23 protein-coding genes are annotated in these 23,301 nt (G+C 39.9%); all 23 read right to left on the bottom strand.

The window, feature by feature from the left end; all coding sequences use genetic code 11:
• Nucleotides 1–5: 5 nt before the first annotated feature.
• The 23 genes from priA to ruvB all read right to left on the bottom strand — a co-directional run bounded on the left by priA (nucleotide 6) and on the right by ruvB (nucleotide 23,292).
• Nucleotides 6–2,438, bottom strand: coding sequence for a primosomal protein N' (gene priA, locus ACJQWY_RS00825; RefSeq protein WP_407075858.1), 2,433 nt, complete (start codon nucleotides 2,436–2,438; stop codon nucleotides 6–8).
• A 209-nt stretch (nucleotides 2,439–2,647) separates the two neighbouring features.
• Nucleotides 2,648–3,832 carry an acetate/propionate family kinase gene (locus tag ACJQWY_RS00820; RefSeq protein ID WP_407075857.1) on the bottom strand — a complete coding sequence of 395 codons (1,185 nt, stop codon included), beginning with the start codon at nucleotides 3,830–3,832 and terminating at the stop codon, nucleotides 2,648–2,650.
• A gap of 132 nt (nucleotides 3,833–3,964) precedes the next feature.
• Nucleotides 3,965–4,981 carry a class I SAM-dependent methyltransferase gene (locus ACJQWY_RS00815; RefSeq protein ID WP_407075856.1) on the bottom strand — a complete coding sequence of 339 codons (1,017 nt, stop codon included), beginning with the start codon at nucleotides 4,979–4,981 and terminating at the stop codon, nucleotides 3,965–3,967.
• Nucleotides 4,982–5,074: 93 nt separating this feature from the next.
• Nucleotides 5,075–5,272, bottom strand: a complete 198-nt coding sequence (locus tag ACJQWY_RS00810; protein ID WP_407075855.1) for a hypothetical protein — start codon at nucleotides 5,270–5,272, stop codon at nucleotides 5,075–5,077.
• 5 nt (nucleotides 5,273–5,277) lie between these two features.
• A complete protein-coding gene (locus ACJQWY_RS00805) occupies nucleotides 5,278–5,793 on the bottom strand; it encodes a hypothetical protein (protein ID WP_407075854.1) in 516 nt (171 codons plus the stop codon).
• Nucleotides 5,780–5,974, bottom strand: coding sequence for a hypothetical protein (locus tag ACJQWY_RS00800; protein WP_407075853.1), 195 nt, complete (start codon nucleotides 5,972–5,974; stop codon nucleotides 5,780–5,782). Before ACJQWY_RS00800 ends, ACJQWY_RS00805 begins: the two co-directional genes overlap by 14 nt.
• Nucleotides 5,964–6,356: a hypothetical protein gene (locus ACJQWY_RS00795; RefSeq protein WP_407075852.1), complete on the bottom strand. Its 393-nt coding sequence runs from the start codon at nucleotides 6,354–6,356 to the stop codon at nucleotides 5,964–5,966. The genes ACJQWY_RS00800 and ACJQWY_RS00795 overlap by 11 nt, the downstream gene beginning before the upstream one ends.
• 23 nt (nucleotides 6,357–6,379) lie before the next feature.
• Nucleotides 6,380–6,703 carry a prepilin-type N-terminal cleavage/methylation domain-containing protein gene (locus tag ACJQWY_RS00790; RefSeq protein WP_407075851.1) on the bottom strand — a complete coding sequence of 108 codons (324 nt, stop codon included), beginning with the start codon at nucleotides 6,701–6,703 and terminating at the stop codon, nucleotides 6,380–6,382.
• On the bottom strand, nucleotides 6,697–7,692 hold the full coding sequence (locus tag ACJQWY_RS00785) for a type II secretion system F family protein (RefSeq protein ID WP_407075850.1): 996 nt from the start codon (nucleotides 7,690–7,692) through the stop codon (nucleotides 6,697–6,699). The genes ACJQWY_RS00790 and ACJQWY_RS00785 overlap by 7 nt, the downstream gene beginning before the upstream one ends.
• On the bottom strand, nucleotides 7,685–8,584 hold the full coding sequence (comGA, locus tag ACJQWY_RS00780) for a competence type IV pilus ATPase ComGA (protein WP_407075849.1): 900 nt from the start codon (nucleotides 8,582–8,584) through the stop codon (nucleotides 7,685–7,687). The genes ACJQWY_RS00785 and comGA overlap by 8 nt, the downstream gene beginning before the upstream one ends.
• Before the next feature lie 162 nt (nucleotides 8,585–8,746).
• Complete coding sequence (locus tag ACJQWY_RS00775; protein ID WP_407075848.1) at nucleotides 8,747–10,078, bottom strand: dihydrolipoyl dehydrogenase family protein; 1,332 nt, start codon at nucleotides 10,076–10,078, stop codon at nucleotides 8,747–8,749.
• Nucleotides 10,079–10,606: 528 nt separating this feature from the next.
• Entirely contained in the window at nucleotides 10,607–11,332 is a 726-nt protein-coding gene (locus ACJQWY_RS00770; RefSeq protein WP_407075847.1) for a YebC/PmpR family DNA-binding transcriptional regulator, read from the bottom strand.
• Between the two features lie 182 nt (nucleotides 11,333–11,514).
• Entirely contained in the window at nucleotides 11,515–12,996 is a 1,482-nt protein-coding gene (locus ACJQWY_RS00765; protein ID WP_407075846.1) for a LysM peptidoglycan-binding domain-containing protein, read from the bottom strand.
• Between the two features lie 209 nt (nucleotides 12,997–13,205).
• Nucleotides 13,206–14,711 (bottom strand): glycerol kinase GlpK, encoded by a 1,506-nt coding sequence (glpK, locus tag ACJQWY_RS00760; RefSeq protein WP_407075845.1) that lies wholly within the window; start codon nucleotides 14,709–14,711, stop codon nucleotides 13,206–13,208.
• Nucleotides 14,712–14,847: 136 nt separating this feature from the next.
• Nucleotides 14,848–15,033: a 2-hydroxymuconate tautomerase gene (locus ACJQWY_RS00755; protein ID WP_407075844.1), complete on the bottom strand. Its 186-nt coding sequence runs from the start codon at nucleotides 15,031–15,033 to the stop codon at nucleotides 14,848–14,850.
• 11 nt (nucleotides 15,034–15,044) lie between these two features.
• A complete protein-coding gene (locus ACJQWY_RS00750; RefSeq protein ID WP_407075843.1) occupies nucleotides 15,045–15,974 on the bottom strand; it encodes a YitT family protein in 930 nt (309 codons plus the stop codon).
• Nucleotides 15,975–15,991: 17 nt separating this feature from the next.
• Nucleotides 15,992–17,359, bottom strand: a complete 1,368-nt coding sequence (locus ACJQWY_RS00745; RefSeq protein ID WP_407075842.1) for a DEAD/DEAH box helicase — start codon at nucleotides 17,357–17,359, stop codon at nucleotides 15,992–15,994.
• Nucleotides 17,360–17,369: 10 nt separating this feature from the next.
• Complete coding sequence (locus ACJQWY_RS00740; RefSeq protein ID WP_407075841.1) at nucleotides 17,370–18,317, bottom strand: DHH family phosphoesterase; 948 nt, start codon at nucleotides 18,315–18,317, stop codon at nucleotides 17,370–17,372.
• 79 nt (nucleotides 18,318–18,396) lie between these two features.
• Complete coding sequence (gene dinB, locus ACJQWY_RS00735; RefSeq protein WP_407075840.1) at nucleotides 18,397–19,515, bottom strand: DNA polymerase IV; 1,119 nt, start codon at nucleotides 19,513–19,515, stop codon at nucleotides 18,397–18,399.
• A 146-nt stretch (nucleotides 19,516–19,661) separates the two neighbouring features.
• Nucleotides 19,662–19,988, bottom strand: a complete 327-nt coding sequence (gene yajC / locus ACJQWY_RS00730) for a preprotein translocase subunit YajC (RefSeq protein ID WP_407075839.1) — start codon at nucleotides 19,986–19,988, stop codon at nucleotides 19,662–19,664.
• A gap of 21 nt (nucleotides 19,989–20,009) precedes the next feature.
• On the bottom strand, nucleotides 20,010–21,191 hold the full coding sequence (gene tgt / locus ACJQWY_RS00725; RefSeq protein ID WP_407075919.1) for a tRNA guanosine(34) transglycosylase Tgt: 1,182 nt from the start codon (nucleotides 21,189–21,191) through the stop codon (nucleotides 20,010–20,012).
• A 41-nt stretch (nucleotides 21,192–21,232) separates the two neighbouring features.
• Nucleotides 21,233–22,279 (bottom strand): tRNA preQ1(34) S-adenosylmethionine ribosyltransferase-isomerase QueA, encoded by a 1,047-nt coding sequence (gene queA / locus ACJQWY_RS00720; protein WP_407075838.1) that lies wholly within the window; start codon nucleotides 22,277–22,279, stop codon nucleotides 21,233–21,235.
• Nucleotides 22,276–23,292 (bottom strand): Holliday junction branch migration DNA helicase RuvB, encoded by a 1,017-nt coding sequence (ruvB, locus tag ACJQWY_RS00715; protein WP_407075837.1) that lies wholly within the window; start codon nucleotides 23,290–23,292, stop codon nucleotides 22,276–22,278. The genes queA and ruvB overlap by 4 nt, the downstream gene beginning before the upstream one ends.
• Nucleotides 23,293–23,301: the final 9 nt, after the last annotated feature.

Raw genomic sequence — 23,301 nt, 5'->3', positions numbered from 1 at the left:
TACTCCTATCCAATATTCAAAGGGTCACGATCAATACTAATTTGAACCCCTTTTGCTTGCCATTTTTGCGCATCATCCATTAACTGCGCCATGGCTTGCTCTAGCTGCACATCATGTTGATATCGAATCAACACTTGATAATGATATTTATTTTTCAGTCTTTTCACCCCACTAGGTGCTGGACCAAAAATCATCGTATTACCCGCGACATGATTTTTTAACCATTCTGCCGTTTGCATCGCTGCCTGAACTGCCTGCACCTCATCCGCATGAATAAATTTAATTTGAATCGAATAATAGTATGGAGCATATCGCCATTGATGGCGCAACCGCATTTCTTGCTGGTAAAATCGCTCATAATCTTGATTTTTAGCCAACTGAATGGCATAGTGCTGAGGATTAAAGGTTTGAATTAAGACCTCGCCTGCTTTATCCGCACGTCCCGCCCGACCAGCGACTTGGGTAATGAGCTGAAAGGTCCGTTCACTAGCCCTAAAATCTGGCAACCGTAAGCTTGTATCAGCATTTAAAACGCCAACCAACGTCACATTCGGAAAATCAAGCCCTTTCGCAATCATCTGCGTTCCAATTAGAATGTCTGCCTCTTGATTACCAAAACTCGTCAAAAGTTTTTCAACTGAACCTTTCCGCCGAGTTGTATCATTATCCATACGTAAAATTTTGGCTTGTGGTATTAATTTTTGTAGTTGCATCTCTGCTTTTTGTGTTCCTGTTCCAAATGGGCGAATGCGCTTCGAATGGCATTGTGGGCACACATATGGCAAACTTTGTGTCGCTCCACAGACGTGACACTCTAAGCGACGCGTGTCGGCATGCACCGTCATCGCTAAATCACAGTTAGGACACATGGGAACATAACCGCAATCGCGACACATCATAAAATTAGCATAGCCTCGCCGATTCAACATTAAAACCGTTTGTTCATGTCGAGCTAAACGTACTTTGATAGCCTCAATTAATTTTTTTGAATATAAATCATCACCATTTACTTTTAACGATTCAGTCATATCGATAACTTCAGCATATGGTAAAGCATTATTTTTAACTCGCTGTTGTAAGCGTAGTAACGTGTAAACCCCTTTTTGAGCACGCGCACGACTTTCCAACGATGGAGTCGCTGAACCTAAAACTACTGTTGCTTGATGAAAATCAGCCCGCCATTCAGCCACGTCTCGGGCTTGATACCGTGGATTATCATCTTGCTTATACGAATTCTCGTGCTCTTCATCAATAATAATTAAGCCCAAATTCTCCACAGGCGCAAAAATAGCTGAACGAGCACCAACCACGACCCGAGCGGTTCCTTGATTAATACGACGCCATTCATCATAACGTTCACCATCAGAAAGCCCGGAATGTAAAACGGCTACTTGTGACCCAAATCGGCCTTTAACACGCTGTACCATTTGCGGCGTTAGCGTAATTTCTGGGACCAGCATAATCGCGCTTTTACCTAATTTCAACGCTTGCGCAATACTATGCAAATAAACCTCAGTTTTACCAGAGCCTGTTACACCTTCCAACAAAAAGGTGCGTTTTTTTTGTTCAATTAATGCTTGTTCAATTAATTGATAAGCTTCAAGTTGTTCAGAATTCAAAGTTAATGGTTGAGCGTACCCACTTAAATTCATCGTTTCTGGTTGACGATAAGCCTCGACATACTCTGTCTGTAACCAGCCTTTTTCCTCAGCTTGTTTCACATCTTGACTGCTAAAATGAAATTCTTTTTCTAGCGTGCTAACTAACCGCCAGTCATCATTATTGTGTTCGCTCAAATAAGTTAGCATGCGCGCTTGTTTCGTTGCATTAGGTTTTAATTCAGCTCGTCGTCGCAAATAATCCTCAGCCGTTTGCTGCGCTTTAAATTGCCGCACCAACTTACTTTTCGCTTGGTTCTTGACATGATAGTGAATTTTAATAATCTTTTGTTGCTGATAACGTTTTAAGACTGATAATAATTCATCAGGAATTTCTTCGCGGTTAAACACCACCTCATCCCGATCAGCAAAAAGTTGGCAGACTCGCTCATCCGTCACCTTACTTGGCTCCATCAATACCAAACTTTTCTCATAACGCGCGCGGAAAAAATTAGGTAACATCGTTTGAAACATGCTAATTTGAAAGGAAAAATTTTGTTTGGCCATTGCCTGTCCAAGTTGAATTAATTCAGTATTTAAAACCGGTTCTAAATCCATCACTTCTTGAATTAATTTCAATTTTGTATCGGAAGCACCTTGAACATTATCGACTTCCACACTAACCACAAAGCCTTGAAGCAACCGACTTCCATTGCCAAATGGGACCTGGACCCGCATCCCAGGAACAACCACATCTTGCAATTGCTCTGATATACCATATCTCCAAGGACGATTAGTTTGTAAGGTTGGTACATCTACTATTACATTGGCAATTAACATCCGCATTACTCCTTTCTAGCATGTTTTAAATTAATATGCTGAGCGCATTAACATAACTAGTTGTTAAGCTAAAAATTCAGTAGTCACAGCACCAAAGCCTTTAACTACTGAATCCTATAAATGATATGCTGGCTTACTTAGCGTAAACCAATTCAATATTTATCACCAACTTACAACGATAATCCACGTTTAGATGCTATTAACAAAGTTTATTTTAAAGCCTCTACATCACGCGCAATCATAATCTCCTCATCAGTCGGCACCACCAAAACTTGCGCAGTTGAATCACCCGCACTCAAGTTGGCCTCTTTCCCGTGCAAATCAGCATTTAAATCATCATCAATTCGAATTCCCGTAAAGTGCAAACGATCAATAATGTTCTTACGCTGCTCTGGTGAATTTTCACCAATTCCACCCGCAAAGACCAAAACATCAACACCGCCCATTTCAACGATGTATTGTCCGATGTAGCGCAAGACCCGATCTTCCCACATATCAATAGCCAACTTTGCATGTGGATTAGTATCTTCTACGGCCTGCAAGTCACGCATGTCTGAGGAAATTGTAGAGACCCCCAACAAACCAGACTTCTTATTTAAGACGTCCAACATTTGCTCATTCGTCAAACCTTCACGTTCTTGAATATAGCTAACCAATGAAGGATCAACATCACCAGTCCGTGTAGCCATCATCACCCCAGCCAAAGGTGTGAAGCCCATTGAAGTATCATATGATTTTCCATCTTTGATTGCAGTGATTGATGCACCGGCTCCTAAATGAAGCGTAATCATCTTTAAGTCTTCCAAAGGCTTACCTAACATCTCAGCCGCCCGTGCTGAAATATAACGATGTGATGTTCCGTGAGCCCCATACTTACGTGCTCCGTACTTAGTATAGTACTCATATGGCAATCCGTATAAGTAATTTACTTGTGGCATCGTTTGGTGGAAAGCAGTATCAAAGACCGCTACTGAAATAGCATTAGGTAATAGCTTTTGGAAAGTTTTAATTCCCGCGATATTTGCTGGCTGATGCAATGGCGCGTAGTCAATTAACTTTTCTAACTTAGCCATAACTTCATCATCAACAACAACGGAATGGTTATACCATTCTCCACCTGCTACTACTCGGTGACCTACTCCAGTAATTTCTTGAATATCTTCGATAACGCCATGTTCGGTAAATTGCTCTAACATGTAAGCAATTCCTTGCTCATGGTCTTTGATATCTAAAATGTTTTCAAACTTTTCTCCATTAAACTTCAATGAAAAAATAGAATCCGATAGTCCAATCCGTTCAATTTGCCCCTTTGCAATCACCTTTTCTTCAGGCATTTCAATTAATTGAAATTTCAACGAAGAAGAGCCTGCATTAATCGCAATTGTTTTAGCCATCCTAAATATCTCCTTTTGTGTTCTTGTTAATTTCACAAGACCCTTATTAATCAACATTTTACCATGGAAAGCCAAAGATTTACAACTTAAATCTAAGTTCTACTTACATCCTAACAATCGTTAAAATACAGCCTATGCTTGAATTTTTAAGCTCGGATTATTTTTAAACCACCGGTCAAATTCAGCAATAAATTTTTCGTTAGCTTCTTTATCAGTTAATTGTGGAATCTGAGCCAACAAAACAGGTTCTGCTTGTGTGGCATGTTGGCCTGGCTTTTGCAAAATCAAAACATGTTTCATTGCTGCAGTATTAGCAAATAGCTCGGTGGAGAATTGTAGGATTGCTTGTAAATAAACGTCATTAGTTTGGAGCCAATTTAGTAAAGCTGGTGCTTGCTCAGATTCAAATAATTGGGCCGGTACTAGCAAAATTGCAACTCCATCCTCATCCAGCATTTTCAAAGCTTTTTCAATTAACAAGTGATGTACGTATGGCAGTTTTTCTTCATTTCCTTGATAAACTTGATAGCCTTCAATATCTCGATTAGGATAATATCCTACTGGCAAATCACCAATTACAATCTGTGTTGATGCTTTCTTTTCTAAAGTAATTGCATCTGCAAAATCTAATTGCCATTGTTCATCTAACAGATTCATCAAACCACTTGCAATTGTTAACATCGTGTCATCATTTTCAATCCCACGTAATTCAACTTGTTGATCTTCTTCTAATACTTGTGTCACAGTTGCAGCTAAATTACCCGTGCCAAATCCTAAATCTGTAATATGGAGCGGTAATTGATAATTGCTCCCCAGCTCTTTAACCACAAACCCAATCCACATTCCAATCGCATCCGGGGTGATTTGATAATTTGCTTGTAACTTATCAGCCATCATAGCTCCAACCACAACTAATTGAAAAACCTGGCGTTTTTGCGCCGGATTAAATTGTGTTAGATTAAATTTTTTAATCGTTGCTTCCCACCGTGAAACTTGCTCTGAATCAACGTCGTCACGGTCCACTTGCCCATCGATTAACACTGAAAAGATGATAATTAACGCCTCCATTGCTGAAATATCTAATTGTTGGCTGATTTCATCTCGCAAAGTTTGCCACGCTTGCACCGTCGTCTCAATTTTTTCATACATAATTTATCTTCATTACTCCTGTCAGAATCACTTTAATGACCAGTTTATCTATTTTAAGAATGAAGTGCAAGTTTTGCTTTATTTCACCGTTTGCTAGTGCTCCCCACGTCCTTGTTGATACTCCGATATTTGACGCTCATAGTACTTAATATTCCGGACTAATTTACGATTTTGTGCCACAACCGCGCTATCTTTACGCATCTCTAACTGAATTACACTCATGACGACTGTTAAGAGCGTCAGGCATAAAACTAAATGTGTAATAGCAATATTCCCTTTTCTTTTTTTCATTATTTTTACTCATCTTCGCGCTTTTTTAGTGGGATTGTTAGCTTTTCATAAGCCACATAACAAGTATCTTTATGTGCTGGAATCCGCGAATGAAAAATATGCTCCGTCGGTTTAAATTCTAACCAAAAAGTTTCTGGAAATCTTGGATCTTCTTTAATATTAGAAATATATATTTGTTCAATCATAGGCATGTGCCCACCTCGACCATACCGCGAACTTTTTAAAACCATGTTATTTCGAAAGTAGCCCACGTAATATGGTTGCTTACGTGTATTTGAGTACAAAGCTAATTCGCGACCGACATACCGATGTTCAATGTACCCCAATAAACTAAACGTAAACCGCGGATGAGTTAAATCTACCATAAACTGCCTAACTTGCAATTTAAAATCATATTGTTCACCAGCTACTTTTAACCTTTGAACCGTTTTAATAACACCCAACAAAGAGATAGTAATCATAGCCACTAATCCTAAACTTATTAACGTTTCCGTTAAAATCATTCCTCTACGTTGTTTCACTCAGCTCTATCCAATCATATTTAACTTGCTGTACCTGTTCTAATAATTTTACTTGTTCTTTTTGATGGCTCACTCGTTGTTGGCAAATTGTTTGTATACTCAAAGCCGTACCGATAGTAATACCACTCACAATCACCATTGCTAGTAACGCATCAATCATAATCATCCCCTTACGTTCCATAAATTCGAAAATCACCCCATCCCATCGAAAATACAAGACCCTTAGTTTTACCATTGTGCATATTTTTTAGGTGAATACGTGCTGGTTGAATCCATCCACCATTGCGAATATGAATAACATCCTCTTCACTAGGTTGCCATCCCTGGGGCAATGCTACTTTTTGATTATGCTCTTCTATACAAATATATCCATACCGAGTGCCTTGTTCGCCATAAATCTTGCTATCGTATGTTAATTCAACATTGCGCCCTTTTGTAACTAACAAACGCAACTCGGTTTCAAACCGATTCCAGTCTTCATTTGGCTCATCTTTTTTAGGTGGGTGCCATAATAGCACAAAAGTTAGACCTAAAATAAATAAAGCTACCACCATTTCCACCATAGAGCTCCCTTTTCTAAAATGCATTAGCGACTACTAGAACGTGACACTTCACCATCCTTGCTAATATTAATTCCTAGATGGTGCATACGATCAACTTGCTGCTCATTTAAATAACGCCCACTAATTAACTTATCCAAATTAGGCGGATTGTTTGGATATTCTAGCCTAAATAGTTCTACTTGAGAGCGAATCGTTTGTTCCATCGCTTTGGCCTGCCGTTGATCAGCAATGTCTCGAATGCGGTATAAATTCGGCAAAATCAATAACGTTAACAATCCAATAATAAATAAAGTTGTCACAACTTCTATCAATGTAAAACCTTCTCGACGCTTCATTTTTTTTACCATGTTTTGATTGCTCCCATCTCAGAATACAGCGGCAACATAAAACTCACATACAACCCAATCACCGTTAAACCAATCAAAATAAAACAAACTGGCTGAATTAAATTCAAATAACGTTCAATTTGATTGATAACCCGGCGTCGTTTCAATTCAGCTAAAAACTCTAAATCTTTTCCCATCATTAAAGGCGTTTTCCCTGTTGATAAAACTGCCTGCGCCTCATCTGGCAATAAATTATTTTCTTTTAGATATACTATTAAATCAGAACCACGCTCCAAATAAATTTGCATCTCACCACCCAAAGCACCTACAAATGTCTTTTGACTACATTGACTGCTGCGTTTAACAATCGTGGCTAAATTAACGCCGCTTCTTAATAACAACCCCACATTAAATGCCATATAATAACCAATAATGTTACGCAATAATGATGATATAAACGGAATCTGCATAGCCCAACGCCAGCGTTTTAAAATCGGCATTCTTTTAAATCTAAACCAAAGTGAAAAACATATCAGTAACAAAACAACCAAGCTCCCTCCACCGTATATTGCCACATTAATTAAATTAAGGTTAGGCGTTGCTTGTAATTTGTGTGTGTAAAAAAATAAGGCTAGTCCACCGCCTAAACTTCCAGTTAATAAAATTAATATAACCGGATAAAGCAATAACGCTTTAAATTTTTGTGTATGTTGATAAGTTTGCCGTTCTAACCGACCAATTTCCCTTATAATCGCTAAGAAATTACCATGAATGGCTATAAATGAAATCTGAAATTGGATTCGTTGGTTAACATATGACTTAATTGCATCAATAAAATCGGAGCCACTTTCTAAATTAAACATGATGTGCTCCAAATCTTTTTCCAAATTTGGTCTCAACATCCTTAATGTATTTAAAGCATTTTGTAATGAATAGCCTGTCTCTAAAAGATCACTTAAATTCTCAAAAAAATAAACCTGATCCTTTGCGTTCCACTTCCCGTTACGCACGTTGATTCTCCTTTAATTTCTCTTGTAATTCACATTCATCTAAAACTTCTAAACGCCCACACACACCTCCGTCAACTTTTTGCACCATCTCTTGATAACCTACCATATTTAAAGCATATGCTAAGTCACTTTCAGTAATTCCAAATGTCCGCATTCTATACCAAACACCTAAACATGAGCGTGCATGAACCGTACTTAACACTAAATGGCCACTCATTGCCGCCTCAATAGCAATTTGAGCCGTTTGTGCATCTCTAATTTCACCAATTAACAAGATTTCTGGGTGCAATCTTAAAGCTATTTTTAATAACTCTGGATAAGTCATTTCGGCAATTTCATTCACCTGTAATTGTAGTAGTTCAGTATCTGCTAATTCGACTGGGTCCTCAACGCTTAGGATTAATCTTGTTCGTTTCACATCTTGAAGTAGATAATGTAAAGTTGTCGTTTTCCCAGCCCCCATCTTACCGCTCAAAAGAATCAGTCCCGATGTGTGGCGTAAAGTTTGCATTAAACGTTGCAGTGGCTTTTCAGATTCCCATTGTAAATTTAAGTCCATAAGTTGATATAAGAAGCGAATTACTAATGATTCCTGATTTAAAAAGTTACCAACGCCTGAAATTCGGCAATGGTATTCCTGACCTCCCAATTGATAAACCATCCGGCTTAACTGTGGACGCCTGGTTTCACTTAAATTCATCCCACTTTGATATTTAATATAACGAATTAATTTCCGCCCTTCCTCTATTGATATTCGTGTAATTTCTTGCAACCTTTGCTGAACAATCAGCGCAATTCGGTATTCACCCGCATGCGGTAAGATATATAAATCACTTCCTTGTACTTTTAATACCTGTGCGACCAACTCATTAAAACGTTTTTCAATAATCATAGTTCTCCCCCTAACACTATAAAAGAACCCAAAATTACTGAAAACAACAGTTTAATTTACTTTTTTATTGATGAACTGCCAAAAATAGCTTGAACCATTGATTCAATTAAACAAAAAAGCATCACCTGGCAATTAATCCAGATGATGCTTAAAATTTAAATTTTATAAATTACCGATAGCATCAAAAGCAATGGCTGGGAAAATATAAACCAACCGTTCCAATTGATCAGGAGTATATCCAAATTCAATCGCTGGTAACAAAGCATTAATGGTATCTTCAGCACGTTCTGAAATTTCAGTTGCACCAACCAATTGTTGCTTTTGATTGAAAATCAAAGTTAACTTTGGATTTTTTTCATAATCGACTGCACGATACCAATCACCAGATAGATCTTTCTCTTGAATCGTGTATTGCTCGGGAGTTTCTTTAGCCTCGGTAATTGTGACTCCAGCTTGCGCAATTCTTGGCGTAGTAAATACGTTCGTTGCGATAACCGGATAATCAATGGCCGCATTCGATTCCCCGGCAAAACGATGCATTAAGTATTTCGATTCAAATTGGGCAGTCGGTGTTAACTTAGGTTGTTGCTTATCAATCACATCCCCTGATGCATAGATACTTGGGACTGCCGTTTGCAAATACTCGTTGACCTCGATTCCTTGCGTACTGGCCTTAATCTGCAAATCTTCAAGTCCCAGATCCTCAACATTGGCAACACGTCCAGTTGCATTCAAGACCCAATCAGCCGTAAGGGTGTCCTCTGACAAGACTATATCAATTTGGGCTCCATTTTCAATAATTTTTTCGACTTCTTGGTTCCGCACAATATTAACACCACGTGCTTCCAAATCACTCAGCATCTGTTCAACGTAAGTTTGATTAAACTTTGCTAAAGCTTTACCACTACGCAAAACTAATGTCACTTCTGAGCCCGCTGCATTGGCCATCGTTGCAAATTCAACTCCAATATAACCACCACCTACAACAACTAAACGCTTAGGCATATCATCTAAGTCCATAAATTCTTTAGAATCATGGGTCAATTCTTGACCGGGCACCTCTAATTGATGGGGTCGCAAACCAGTCGAAATCACAATATTTTCGGCTGTAATTCGTTTATTACCTACACTTACCGTATGAGAGTCAACTAGCCGACCATGTCCAAAATACATTTGAATGCCAGCGTTTTCCATTCCTGCTTGTAAACTAGCAGGAATCCCATCAATCGCTGCTTGCTTGTGCGCCCGGTTCTTTGCCCAGTCAATTTTACCACTACCATCAATAATTCCATTAGAAGCACGTATGGTCTGCTGTATGGCTACGGGTGCATCTAGTAAAATTTTGGCATTACATCCCCAATTAGGGCAAGTTCCCCCTACTTTTTCCGCTTCAACAATCGCTACACGCTTTCCCTTAGCTGCAAGCGGGATTGCTCCGTCAAAGGTTCCATGTCCGCTTCCGATATAAACTACGTCATAATCAAATTCTTGCATTATTACTGCCCTCCTATTGATACGTAATGTCAGTCTTGTCGTTAAACATCATTTGCGTTATTTGCCAATTAATCATCAAAACTTAAAATCAATATGATATATTATTTTTTACCATTACAAGTCAATTGAACCGTAAACGATTATCACCAAATAAACACTAATGTTTAGCAAATTTAGGTCTCAGAAACTTAAATTCATCAAATAAACAGTCTAGCCCAATCAAGCAATCCCAATTTTTCACAATAAAGCGTCAAACAACTGAACACAAATTGCTAAATCTTCACGTTATCATTGTAATTGAAATACCTTTATACAAGCTTAAGGACCGCTCAATTCATGAGCTTGTTCCTTGGAAACCTATTCTTATTCTATCATAATCATCCGGTATGTTTCACAAACTGTCCAAAAAATTCAAATTATTTTGAAAACGTTCTCAATTCATATATCACGCTTCTAAATTAGATTATTAAATAAAAAATGGTATTGATTTCAGGCTATGTACACCCTCTTATCAACACCATTTATTTATTATTCGGCAGTCGTATAAACTGCTGAAACGTCGTCGTCGTTTTCTAATTCGTCGACCAATTTAGCTAACGACTCAGCCTTATCTGCAGGAACTTCCATTGGGTTATCTGCAATCATTGTGACTTCATCATTAACCAACTTATATCCCTTAGCTTCCAAAGCATCACGCACTTCTGGGAAGGCCTTAGGATCAGTATAAATTTCAAATTGATCATCATAAGTCTTCATATCATCAGCCCCAGCTTCTAACATGTCTTCAAACAATTGATCTTCATCAACTTCTGGAGCGTCTTCGTCTCGAGAGATTTCTATATAACCCTTACGCTCAAATTGAAATGACACTGAACCTGAAGTTCCCAATTCACCACCACTATGCTTAAAGGCCGTCCGGATATTTGAAGCTGTTCGGTTCGTATTATCAGTTAAGGCTTCAACCAATACGGCGATTCCAGCTGGTCCATAACCTTCATACGTCAATTCTTGGTAATTAGCACCACCAGCACCAGAAGCCTTGTCTAATGCTCGTTGAACATTATCCTTGGGCATGTTCGCTGCCTTAGCCTTTTCCATAACCAAACGCAACCCAGGATTTCCATCAGGGTCAACTCCGCCCGCTTTAGCTGCGGTATACAAATCACGTGATAACTTTTGGAAAATCTTTCCTCGCTTAGCATCTTGGGCGTTCTTACGTCCTTGAATGTTATGCCACTTACTGTGTCCTGACATTTCAAAAACCTCTTTTCAATCTTTTTAGACAGTTTGTTACTTATATCATAAAGCAAATGTCAAATTATTTCAATTAATATCTTAGCTTTAAGTATTTATTTAACGAGCCTGATGAACTCACCATTTTACACCTATTCACTAAAAAAGGCTGAGCATTTTCATCTCAACCTTTATTTTTGAACTTAGATTACTGTAAAATCTGTTCCATTTGAAATTCCGTCAATCACGTTTCCATTAATTCCAAATCCAACTTTGGTTGTATCTGGACTTAATAGCCAACGACGGTGTCCTAAATTATTAGTAATCATTCCAACTGAAGCATCATCAATATTCCAAGCATTAATGACTGATGATCCAGCCGGCCAATCAATCGCAATCACTTCAGGACCAGCTCCCCAGCTCCAGTGATCATCAGGAATTTGTCCTGTCGAAGCCACTAAGTTGGCACGCCCTTGTGCTGTCATTGCCAAACGTGCGTCCCAAACCACTGGACGTAATCCACGTGAAGTCCGCAAAACATTTAAGGCGTCTAACGTTGCTTGTTGTGCGGCTGAAATTCCATCAACTTCTGAGCCTGAATTATTATTTTGGTTTGTATCCCCGGTATTATTTTGATTATTATTTGTATCATTACCAGGAGTGGTATTTACATCGTTCCCTGCGTTGGCATTATCATCATTGCCAGCTGTGACATTATTATTGTCATTGGCTTGATTATCATTATTAGCCGTATTGTTATCATCAGTTTGATTTGCGTCATTATCAGGCGCATCATTTTGATCAACAGTGTTGTTTTGCCCAGCATTATTATCAGGCGTAACGTCATTGTTATTTGATTGACTGTTGTCACTAGTATGACTAGTTTCATCATCTACGGCTGGTTGATTATCAGTCTGATCTGTATTTGTCGCTTGATTTTGACTTTCATCCACAACTGGTGCAGTTGCTGAAGTATTTTGATCCTGATTAGTAGCCGCCCCAGAATTAGTTGGTGCAGCTGAACTGTCAGCCTTAGAAACCGAATCTTCTTGCGCTGGAGTTTGTTGACTATCACTAGTCGTTGGAATTGTGATGTATTGTCCAACCCGCAAACTTGAACCCGTTAAGCCTGGATTAGCAGCTAACAAACTACTATAAGAAACCCCAAAACGATTAGCGATGTTACTCAATGTATCACCATCTATCACCTTGTACTTATTGACATCTGCAGACAATTTAACTGGTTGGGCTGCTTGACTAGATTCAACAGCTGCTGATTCAGCTGGTGTCAAAACATTAGCATTATCCAGCTTCGTAACAGAAGCATTGCTTGTTGAAGACGTCACATCACTTGTATCAGCCACGTTCGTATCTGAGGCAGCTTCTTGACTTGCTGGCGTTGCCACAATGGTTCCTGCTGATGAAATCACATTCAAAGCTGATGTTACAACTTGATCAACGGTATCAGCAGCGACCTTCGCAGCCACTTTATGATTCGTTTTGATACCTTTATTTTTTACATTTTCTTCTTTAATTTGACTTGATGAAGTTGCTTTTGCCAAAGACTCCGTATCTTGTCCCTTTTGCGTTAATTGTTCTACTCCAGCTTGAACTGCCGGTACTTGAGTTGCAGCTGCTACCCCAGCCGCACCAACTAATCCTGCCGCAATTTTTTTATTAACCATTGCACGCCCTACTTTCCAAAAAATCATTTATTACAATATTTCCATTACCTATATAGTAACGTATCTTTTTTGATGTATTAGCGAACAAACGTTCAAACCAATATTAAGCGGCAATAAATTAACCAAATATCGTGAATTAATTAGTTTATATCATTCAATTTTGAATTTTTGACATGATTTCGTAACATAATCTTTACTTTTTTGCTATTTTAGTCTTTACTATATGCGAACACACGTGCGGATTCAACGGCGCGTTGCCAATTTTGATACTGTTTAACCATCCGTTCACTTTGGTACGCTCGTCCAGCGGCGGTAACCGTTGGAACATCTTTTGGTAAATCAGCTTGATTCCGCCAAAAGCCACTCTGCAAACCAGCTAAATAAGCGGCACCACGTGCGGTCATTTCTAGTTTAACCGGACGCGTAATTTCAATTTGTAGTAAGTCAGCTAAGAATTGATGCAAATAGTCATTGGCAGCCACACCCCCGTCAATCACTAATTGAGTGCGTTCAATGCCAGTATCATCATACATTGCTTCCAAGACATCTTTCGTCTGATAAGCCAATGATTCTAGTGTGGCCCGCACCAAATCCATATAATCTGTCATCCGTGTTAATCCAAAAGCTGCTCCTCGGATTTTTTGGTCCCAATATGGTGCCCCCAAACCAGTAAACGCAGGGACTAAATAAATGTCCTGATATGGCTGAGCTAGACTAGAATTTTGCGCCATTGGCGAGGAAAGCGTTACATCTTCTAAGATGCCCATTCCTTCTTCTAGCCACTGTAATGCTGCACCAGCCACGAAAATTGAGCCCTCCAAGGCATAATTAACTTCATTATTAATACTATACGCAATCGTCGTCAACAAACCATACTTAGAAGTCTGGGGCTCATGCCCGGTATTCATCACAATGAAAGCACCTGTCCCATAAGTACTCTTAATGGCCCCTGCTTGGAAAGCCTGATGCCCAAACAAAGCCGCTTGCTGATCCCCAATCAAGGCATTAATTGGAATTGGTGATCCTAGTAGCGTTGTTATTCCAAAATCATCCGCCGAGTTTTTAACCACTGGTAAACAACTCATCGGAATCTTCGCCAGTTGCAATAATTGTTGATCCCACTTCAAAGTATGGATGTTAAATAACATGGTTCGAGACGCATTGGTCATGTCAGTCGCATGTTCACGCCCCTCAGTTAAATTCCATAAAATCCACGTATCTATCGTCCCAAAGCGAACCCGTTCTTGCTCAAACAACGGTTCCCACTCCGGATGTTCTTCCATCAACCACATAATTTTCGTCGCTGAAAAATAAGAATCCACCCAGAGGCCCGTTTTAGCGTAAATAGTATCGACGACATCACTATCTTTAATGCGTTCCGCTATTTGCGTGGATTGCTTTGATTGCCAGACAATCGCCGGTGCTAAGGGTTGTCCTGTCTCCGCGTCCCATAAAACCGTTGTTTCACGTTGATTTGTAATCCCAATTGAGGCGATATCAGCACTGTCAATTTGATACTGTTCCAAAATTTCTAACATTAACGTGGCCGTATTTTCCCAAATTAACGCTGCATCCTGTTCGACCCACCCGGGCTGTCGAAATTTTGCATTCAAACTTTTCCGGACTAAGCCCACGGTCGCCCCCAAATGATCATATAAAATGACCCGTGTACTTGTGGTCCCTTGATCAATTCCCATCACATATTTAGCGGTCATACTTTCTATACTCCCATCCTTCAAGCTTAGCTATCGCCAGCGTTTTCTACCTAATTTCAAAAAAATACTAATTAACAGCGTGCGTTAATTAGTATCATTTTTATTCCAATCCGTGTAACTTAAAATCAGAGATTAATTAACCTTCTGACTTCAAATTGCCACCATCCATATAACGATTTTTAGGCATCTCATCCACAATTACCTTGATAGCTTCACGTGGTGCACCAGCGTTTTTTTCCACGGCGTCTGTGATTTCAGTCATCATCGCCTTTAATTGGGCTTCTGTTCGCCCTTCAACTAATTCTACGTGTACAAATGGCATAATTATCTCCTTTAATTATTCAATGCATCTGATATCTGTTTTTGCGCAGCAACTTTTTCCATCTGAATCTGCCGTTGCAAATCTTCATTCACAAAATTTTGTGAGACTGTTAATGTATTTACGACATTAATGAACGCATCTGGATCTGCTTCTTTAGTGTAGTATTCCATATCGCTTAGTTCATAACGTGACAAGACCATCATCAAAGTTTTGGAAGGCTCATTGGTATAAGCCCCTTTTGAATCCATCACCGTAATTCCACGAACAACATTGATCTGCAATGTTTCGATTACTTCTTCTGGATGCTTCGTCACGATAAACGCTGTCATCTTCCGATACTTAGTATAAATACTGTCCATCGCCGTTGACGTTGCATAAATCCCAATAATCGTATACATCGCATTTTGCCAACCAATGAAAAAGCCTGCGATAATAACAATCATTCCATTAATCACCATGCTAATGGAACCAATTGAACGTCCCGTTCGCTTTTGGACAATCGCCGCAACCACGTCCATTCCACCAGTTGAAAAGCCCAGCCTAAACGTTAATCCTATTCCAACTCCTAAAAGCACGCCACCAAATAACGCAGCCAAGATTGGTTCATGATTAACTATGCTCACCTTAGGCAATATAATTTGAAGTTCCGAAGCCAATAAATTATTTAAAAAACTCAAAACCACGAAGCGGCGTCCAGCCCAAAACCAACCAGCAATCGCAATTGGGATATTAAAGAGCAAAATCACCGTTCCAACTTGAACCTTAATGTGGAAGACCGCTTCCAAAAAGAGGTTTAGCAATTGGGCAACTCCATTGAAACCAGCGGAGAAAATATTATTCGGGATAAAGAAGAAGTTCATGGAAATCGCAACCAGCAACGCTCCTACAATAAATCCACCGATTAAAATTACGTAGTCTTTAATACGTGTCCAAAATAACATTATGCCCCCTTTCTGGTTTAACGCCGATGCGTTTGATCCGATGCCTTCTTTTTAGCTTTCCGACTTGCCCGCAATTCTTCACGCGTCGCTACCCGCTTCTTAAAGCGTGCGTCTTTGGCAATTGCCTTCTTAATTTGCCGCTTATAACCGGGCTTAACTTTTTTCTTTTTCTTTTTAACCATTCCAACCATCGTTGGGTCTAGTTTAGTTGTTGATTTATTTCGTTGACGCCGTCGTCGCCGATCAATTCCATCGCGCAATTCACCTTGCACGTAGTTTTTGGGTTCAAATTCAATCCCTAAAGCTTCCACAGCAGCCACACGTTGTTCCTCATCAGGATTATACAAAGTAATGGCCGTTCCAACTTGGTTCATACGTCCCGTACGACCTACCCGATGAATAAAGAATTCTAATTCACTCGGAATTCCATCATTGATGACTAAATCAACGCCTGGAATATCAATTCCGCGGGCAGCCAAGTCAGTCGCAACAACGTATTGATAATCTAAATGTTGAATCGCCGCCATCGTCCGCTTACGTTCGCGTGGCTTAACGTCACCATGAATTTCGGCCACCTTTAAGTGCTTTTGCCGTAAATATTGCGTTAATTCTTTCGCCCGCTCTTTTGTATTTGTAAATACCAAAGCCATATAAGGAGAGCCCATCGTTAAGAGATGATAAATCACCTCATCTTTACTCCGACCCTTTGTCCCAACTAACAAGTTGGTAATCGTGTTAGCAATCACAGTCTCACTTGGAATTTCTTCCACAACTGGATTATTTAGGTATTTTTTCAAAAACGGTTGTAATTTTTGTGGAATGGTTGCTGAAAACACCATCATTTGTAAATCAGAAGGAAGCGCTCCTGCGATGGCATCGACATCTGGTAGAAATCCACCATCTAACGTCATGTCCGCTTCATCAATCACTAAGGTCTGGGCGGTATGTAGGTCGAGCTTACCCATCTTGCTTAAATCTAAGATACGCCCTGGTGTTCCAATAACCAACTGCGGTTGAACGGTCTCTAACTGGCTAATCTGCCGAGCTTTATCCGTTCCACCGACGTAATAACCAATCTTAGGTTGTTCTTCTGGTGCAAAATGATTAGCGAGTTGTTTAGCAGCCTGTTCAATCTGCGCAGCTAATTCCCGTGACGGTGTTGTAATAATGACTTGCACTTCACTAGCTAGGGTTAAATGTTCAAAAATCGGAATTAAGAACGCATGTGTCTTCCCTGAACCAGTCTGTGACTGTCCCACCACCGAACGCCCCTGTAAAATCGTTGGAATCATCTTTTCTTGAACAGGCGTAGGTTTCTCAAAATGCAGTTCTGCTAAGGCCGCATAAATTTCGGGCTTTAGATTATAGTCTGTAAATTTTGCCATATTTTTTCCTCTATTCTTCTTGCGCGGCTAGCGTCGCGTTCACTTCGGCAATAATTGTTTCTATCTCTGCTTGATCCTTTGCTTTAGCCCCTGATGCAAAAGGATGTCCACCACCACCGTGGCGTGCTGCCACTTGATTAATCACAATATTTCTTGAGCGAATACGTACCCGGTAAGTTTGATCATCTTGTTCTTCAAAAACAATCCAGGCCTTAGCCGTATTTACCTTCCCTAATAAGGGAACAACAAAGGCCGTTCCGAAATCACCTAGGTCAAAACTTTCAACCACATCATTCTTTAAAATAATATAGTTCAAGCCTAAATCATTTAATTGCATTTCACTTAAAACATAGCCTGACATTTTAGCAGCGGCTGGTGAAATGGTGTCCATGGTTTGACTAAGACTAGTCCAGTCAAAATCAAATTGCATTAAACCTGCTACGACCTCCATTGTATGACTATTAGTAGCATATAGGAATCGACCAGTATCGCCAACAATTCCATAATAAAGAGCTGCTGCGCCAGCATCAGATAATTTAAGTTCATTCTTAAAGGTTTGATAAAAGCTGAAAACCAATTCCGACGTCGATGACATCGAAGGAACAACCCAGTTATAATCACCATAAGGCTCTTCATTGGGGTGATGGTCAATTTTGATAATCTCAGCTGCTTTATCCCAGCGTTCATCATCTACGCGCGGTGCATTCGCCGTATCTAAAATAATTACCAATGCATTATCATATAGTTGGTCGCCCAATTCATCCATTGCCCCCAACCATTCAGCACTCGGTTTCATCTTTCCGACCACATACACAGCCTTATTCGGGAAGGATTGCTTAATTAAATCCGCCATCCCAAATTGCGATCCAAATGCGTCTGGATCTGGTCGTTGATGCCGATGAATGATGATTGTATCATACTTCTTAATCGCTGCTAAAATACTTGTTTCTGCTGACATAGTTGTTCTCTCATTTTCATTTAATTTTATTTTTAATTTTCCAACAGCACCAACTTTAAATTATAACATACGACACCTTTTATTCCCCGTATAAATCTAAAGTAATCTCATCAAAAGTAACAGGTGCTAAATTTTGAGCGGTCAGTCCCAGCAAACGGATAGGCTGTTGGTATCCGCCCATTTCTTCCCATAGATCTAAAGCTAGATTATATAAAACGTCTACTTGGTTCATTATAAAGTCCGTTTCTGTTATTCGTCTAGTCTCAGTTTTAAAATCATCATCACGCATCTTCAATACTATCGTCTTACAGTGAAAATGAGCTTGAATTAAATCTTGCTGCAATCGCATCGCTAATTCCCGCAATGCATCTAAAATTGCTTCCTCATTATCTAAGGGCGGGCCATAAGTGCGCTCATTCCCCAACGACTTCCGTTGCCGATTACCTTGGACTTGCCGATCATCAACACCACGAATTCTAAGATATAAATCATATCCAAGCTTACCAAAATGGGTTGCCAAATCAGTTTGATTTTGCTCAAAAAGATCCCGCCCGGTGTAAATACCTAGTTGATGCATCACTGGTAAAGTTTTTCTGCCCACGCCGCGCACATCTGCAATTGGCAAAGCATCTAAAAATACCCGAACGTCCGCCGGACCGACCAACGTAAAGCCCGCTGGTTTATTATGTTCTGATGCTAATTTGGCTAAAAATTTATTAAATGAAACTCCCACGGAAGAAGTCAAATTCAGTTCTTCATAAATGGTCTGTTGTAAATGATGGGCTAACTCCACACTTGATGCAAAATTTAATTGGTGACCCGTTACATCTAAATACGCCTCATCAAACGCAACTGGTTCAACTAAATCCGTATAACGGTGAAAAATGGCGTGCACTTGTTTGGAAACTGTTTTATATAGTTTGAAATCAGGTTGCACAAAATGCGCTTCCGGCGCTAATTTTAATGCTTCATTTGAACTCATCGCAGAATGAACACCTAACCTACGTGCTGCGTAATTTGCAGTCGCTACGACTCCACGCCCGCCATTTTTGCGAGGATCACTACCGATGATTAGAATCTCATTCCGATATTCGGGGTGTTCGCGTATTTCAACTTGCGCGTAAAAAGCATCCATATCTACATGAATAATCTGACGTTCTGCATTCAAGACAATTGGTACTTCTAACAAATCTGTCAAAATCTGCCACCCCCACGCTCATATTCAACTTGTTGGTCACTTTAAGCATTTTAACATTAATTTATTCCTAATTCATCCAAATAATAAAAAGGCTTAGACTTATCCGCATGATAAATCTAAGCCCATCATTTAACCTTACACTACGATTAATCTTCCCGATCCGTATGTGTAAGCGTGTCTTCTTCAACTGGTTCCGCCTTAGTTATAGCTTCAGGCGCAGCTGGCGTTACAACATTTTTAATTGCCGCCCGTTCAAAAGTAAGTAACACTCCATCGGCGTCCAAAGTAATTGTTTTTTCATCAGCGTGATCAATCACGCCATGTAACCCACCAATAGTGACCACTTCTGTCCCTGGTTGCAATTGTTGTAACATCTCTTGATGCTTCTTAGCTGCCTTTTGTTGCGGACGCACCATCATAAAATACATCAAGGCCAAGAAAGCGATAAAAATCAAAATACTATTCATTTGCATTATTAAAATCTCCTATAACTTTTAAAATAGACGGGCATTGGGCTTATTATAACCATAGTCTTCCAGAACTTGTTCTCTAAATTCTAGTAATTCATCATTATAAATCGCTTCACGCATCTCTTCCATTAACTTTAACAGATATCGCAAATTATGAACAGACGCAATATTTTGACCCAATAACTCATTAGCTTTAAATAAATGATGCAAATAAGCCTTGGTAAAGTTTTGGGAACCATAATCTTCTGTATCTTCATCAATCAGACTAAAGTCATCTTTATATTTACCATTTGTTATAACGATTCGACCGTGCTTAGTCATCAATGATCCATTCCGTGCAATACGAGTTGGCAAGACACAATCAAACATATCAATACCACGAATCGCCGAATCAATTAAGGAATCCGGTGCCGCCACCCCCATCAAATAACGAGGTTTATCAGCAGGCATCCAATCAACGGTAAAGTCTAAGACTCGATTCATCTCCTCTTTTGATTCACCCACGGACAAACCACCCACAGCATACCCAGGCAAATCAAGATCAACTAACCCTTCGGCAGATAAACGTCGCAACTCTTTAAACCCAGCTCCTTGGATGATTCCAAATAAGGCTTGGTCCTTTGGCCGGGCATGAGCGATTTTAGCGCGTTTAGCCCAGCGTGTCGTTCGCTCAACTGAATTTTTAACATAATCATACGTTTCAAAATAAGGGATTGCCTCATCCAATTGCATCATCACATCAGAACCCAAGTTATTTTGAATTCGCATAGCCACTTCGGGAGATAAAAACATCGAAGCCCCATCAACGTGGTTTTTAAAATCGACCCCTTCTTCCGAAATCTTATTATTTTTAGCTAACGACCAAACTTGAAAACCACCAGAATCTGTCAAAATTGGGCCATTCCACTGCATAAATTTATGCAAACCACCCGCTTTAGCAATCAAATCATCCCCGGGACGGACCCACAAATGATATGTGTTTGACAAAATAAATTGCGTATTAATAGCCTCCAAATCACGCGGGGCCACATTTTTAACTGAAGCTTGGGTCCCGACCGGCATAAACATTGGTGTGTGCACGACCCCGTGACGGGTGTAAATCCGGCCTAGCCGTGCGCCTGTATGCTTTTCTACATGCAATAATTCATAAATAACTGGCCGCTCTGGATCATTCAAGTATTCTTCTTTTAATGGGTATTTTTCCATTAAAAATTGATCAAATTTACTATATTGTCGCATAATTTCTCCTAACGATAGATGAACATCGCATCACCAAATGAAAAGAACCGATAGCGCTCTTCAATCGCATGCTGATAAGCATTCAAAATGTTTTCACGACCAGTAAAAGCCGCGACTAACATCACCAATGTGGACTTAGGTAAGTGGAAATTAGTTATAAAGGCATCAACCACCGTCCATTGATAACCCGGCTTAATAAAAATGTCAGTCCACCCTGAATCTGCTTGCAAGACGCCATTAAACTTTGACCCAATCGTCTCTAAAGTACGAATGGATGTCGTTCCAGTCGCGATAATGCGGCCCCCATTTGCATGCACTTCATTTAAAGTATCCGCTGCTGCTTGACTTAGTTGATAGAATTCAGAATGCATTTTGTGCTCATTTAAATTATTAGTTTCAACCGGACGGAATGTTCCCAAACCAACATGTAAAGTTAATTCAACTAACTTAATCCCCTTGGCTTCCACCTTAGCTAACAGTTCTGGTGTCCAGTGGAGCCCAGCGGTTGGGGCCGCGGCTGAACCATTTACTTTGGAATAAACCGTCTGATAGCGTTCTTGATCATCCAATTTTTCTTTAATATATGGAGGCAAAGGCATCTCACCCAACGATTCCAAAACTTCTAAGAAGATTCCATCATAATGGAATTCCACCATCCGGCCCCCATGCTCTAACTTTTTCACTACTGTCGCGGTTAGTTCACCATCTCCAAAAGAAATTTGGGCACCTACAGGGTATTTACGCGCCGGCTTAACTAACGTTTCCCACACATCTCCATGATCTTGACGCAACATTAAGACTTCAACATGTCCCCCTGTATCTGGTCGAATACCATGCAAACGCGCAGGTAAGACTCGCGAATTATTCATCACAATTGCATCCCCAGGATTTAAACAATCTAAGATGTCATAAAAATGACGATCTTCCATTGTTCCTGTATCAGCATTCAATGTTAATAAACGTGAGCTGTCACGTTGTTTTAATGGTGTTTGCGCAATCAACTCTTGTGGCAAATCATAATCAAAATCGTCTAAAGTATATTCTGATAAACTCATTTTTTATCTTCTTTCTTTGGATAATCCAAACCTAAATGTTCATATGCTAATTGTGTGGCTATACGTCCTCGTGCCGTCCGTTTGATAAAACCAATTTGCAACAAATATGGTTCATACATTTCTTCTAATGTATCAACTTCTTCGCCAATATTAACCGCTAGCGTTTTAATACCAACAGGACCACCGTCATAATAATTAATAATTGTCGTTAATAGCTTTAAATCAACTTGATCCAGGCCTGACTGATCAATATTTAATAATCCCAAGGCGTAGTCCACCATGGCCTGGTCAATTTCAGCTTGTCCTTGCACCATCGCAAAATCTCGGACCCGTCTTAATAAGCGATTAGCAATTCGTGGTGTCCCGTGTGCTCGCTTGGCCAACGCCTGCGCGCCTTCTTCTCCGATTTGAATTTGGAAAACTTGCGCTGAACGCGAAGTAATCGCCATTAATTCAGTATCAGTATAATAATTCATATGCTCAACAATTCCAAAACGATCTCGCAGAGGCTGAGATAACATCCCCGCTCGTGTAGTCGCTCCAATCAAGGTAAACGGTGGTAGCGGAAAATGAACGGGATGCGAAGACTCACCCTCACCGACAATAATATCCACATAATAATCTTCCATCGCCGAGTATAGCATCTCTTCCACTGTTTTTGGCAAGCGATGAATTTCATCAATAAACAAAATATCGCCCGGTTGTAATTCATTTAATAGGGCTAATAAGTCACCTTGCTTTTCAATAACTGGTCCGGTGGTCGTTTTAATGTTGACACCCATTTCATTAGCAATCACTAACGCCAAAGTCGTTTTCCCTAGCCCAGGTGGGCCATATAACAAAACATGGTCTAACGCCTCTTCACGTTGCTGTGCCGCTTGAATATAAACTTGCAGGCGATGTTTTAGAGCATCTTGACCAATATATTCTTGTAATTTTTGCGGACGCAATGATTGTTCTACTTGGGCTTCGACCGCATTTTGTGTTGTCTGATCTAAAATCCCATCATCCATGCTTCACTC

Origin of the sequence: Weissella kandleri (genome assembly GCF_045504165.1) — a bacterium.
GTDB classification, from domain to species: Bacteria; Bacillota; Bacilli; order Lactobacillales; family Lactobacillaceae; genus Weissella; species Weissella kandleri_A.
The sequence above is the reverse complement of the archived record's forward strand: the minus strand, read 5'-3'. Positions and strand labels throughout refer to the sequence as shown.

Bases quoted from the DNA above. Each gene is read 5' to 3' on its own strand.
- tgt (WP_407075919.1), bottom strand. From the start codon at position 21,191: ATGGAAAAATACCCATTAAAAGAAGAATACTTGAATGATCCAGAGCGG.
- ACJQWY_RS00790 (WP_407075851.1), bottom strand. From the start codon at position 6,703: ATGGTAAAAAAAATGAAGCGTCGAGAAGGTTTTACATTGATAGAAGTT.
- ACJQWY_RS00770 (WP_407075847.1), bottom strand. From the start codon at position 11,332: ATGTCAGGACACAGTAAGTGGCATAACATTCAAGGACGTAAGAACGCC.
- ACJQWY_RS00745 (WP_407075842.1), bottom strand. From the start codon at position 17,359: ATGGCAAAATTTACAGACTATAATCTAAAGCCCGAAATTTATGCGGCC.
- queA (WP_407075838.1), bottom strand. From the start codon at position 22,279: ATGAGTTTATCAGAATATACTTTAGACGATTTTGATTATGATTTGCCA.
- ACJQWY_RS00800 (WP_407075853.1), bottom strand. From the start codon at position 5,974: ATGGAACGTAAGGGGATGATTATGATTGATGCGTTACTAGCAATGGTG.
- ACJQWY_RS00820 (WP_407075857.1), bottom strand. From the start codon at position 3,832: ATGGCTAAAACAATTGCGATTAATGCAGGCTCTTCTTCGTTGAAATTT.
- glpK (WP_407075845.1), bottom strand. From the start codon at position 14,711: ATGACCGCTAAATATGTGATGGGAATTGATCAAGGGACCACAAGTACA.
- ACJQWY_RS00795 (WP_407075852.1), bottom strand. From the start codon at position 6,356: ATGGTGGAAATGGTGGTAGCTTTATTTATTTTAGGTCTAACTTTTGTG.
- ruvB (WP_407075837.1), bottom strand. From the start codon at position 23,292: ATGGATGATGGGATTTTAGATCAGACAACACAAAATGCGGTCGAAGCC.
- ACJQWY_RS00810 (WP_407075855.1), bottom strand. From the start codon at position 5,272: ATGAAAAAAAGAAAAGGGAATATTGCTATTACACATTTAGTTTTATGC.
- ACJQWY_RS00815 (WP_407075856.1), bottom strand. From the start codon at position 4,981: ATGTATGAAAAAATTGAGACGACGGTGCAAGCGTGGCAAACTTTGCGA.
- ACJQWY_RS00765 (WP_407075846.1), bottom strand. From the start codon at position 12,996: ATGGTTAATAAAAAAATTGCGGCAGGATTAGTTGGTGCGGCTGGGGTA.
- ACJQWY_RS00740 (WP_407075841.1), bottom strand. From the start codon at position 18,317: ATGTCAGCAGAAACAAGTATTTTAGCAGCGATTAAGAAGTATGATACA.
- ACJQWY_RS00755 (WP_407075844.1), bottom strand. From the start codon at position 15,033: ATGCCATTTGTACACGTAGAATTAGTTGAAGGGCGAACAGAAGCCCAA.
- ACJQWY_RS00750 (WP_407075843.1), bottom strand. From the start codon at position 15,974: ATGTTATTTTGGACACGTATTAAAGACTACGTAATTTTAATCGGTGGA.
- yajC (WP_407075839.1), bottom strand. From the start codon at position 19,988: ATGCAAATGAATAGTATTTTGATTTTTATCGCTTTCTTGGCCTTGATG.
- comGA (WP_407075849.1), bottom strand. From the start codon at position 8,584: ATGATTATTGAAAAACGTTTTAATGAGTTGGTCGCACAGGTATTAAAA.
- ACJQWY_RS00775 (WP_407075848.1), bottom strand. From the start codon at position 10,078: ATGCAAGAATTTGATTATGACGTAGTTTATATCGGAAGCGGACATGGA.
- priA (WP_407075858.1), bottom strand. From the start codon at position 2,438: ATGTTAATTGCCAATGTAATAGTAGATGTACCAACCTTACAAACTAAT.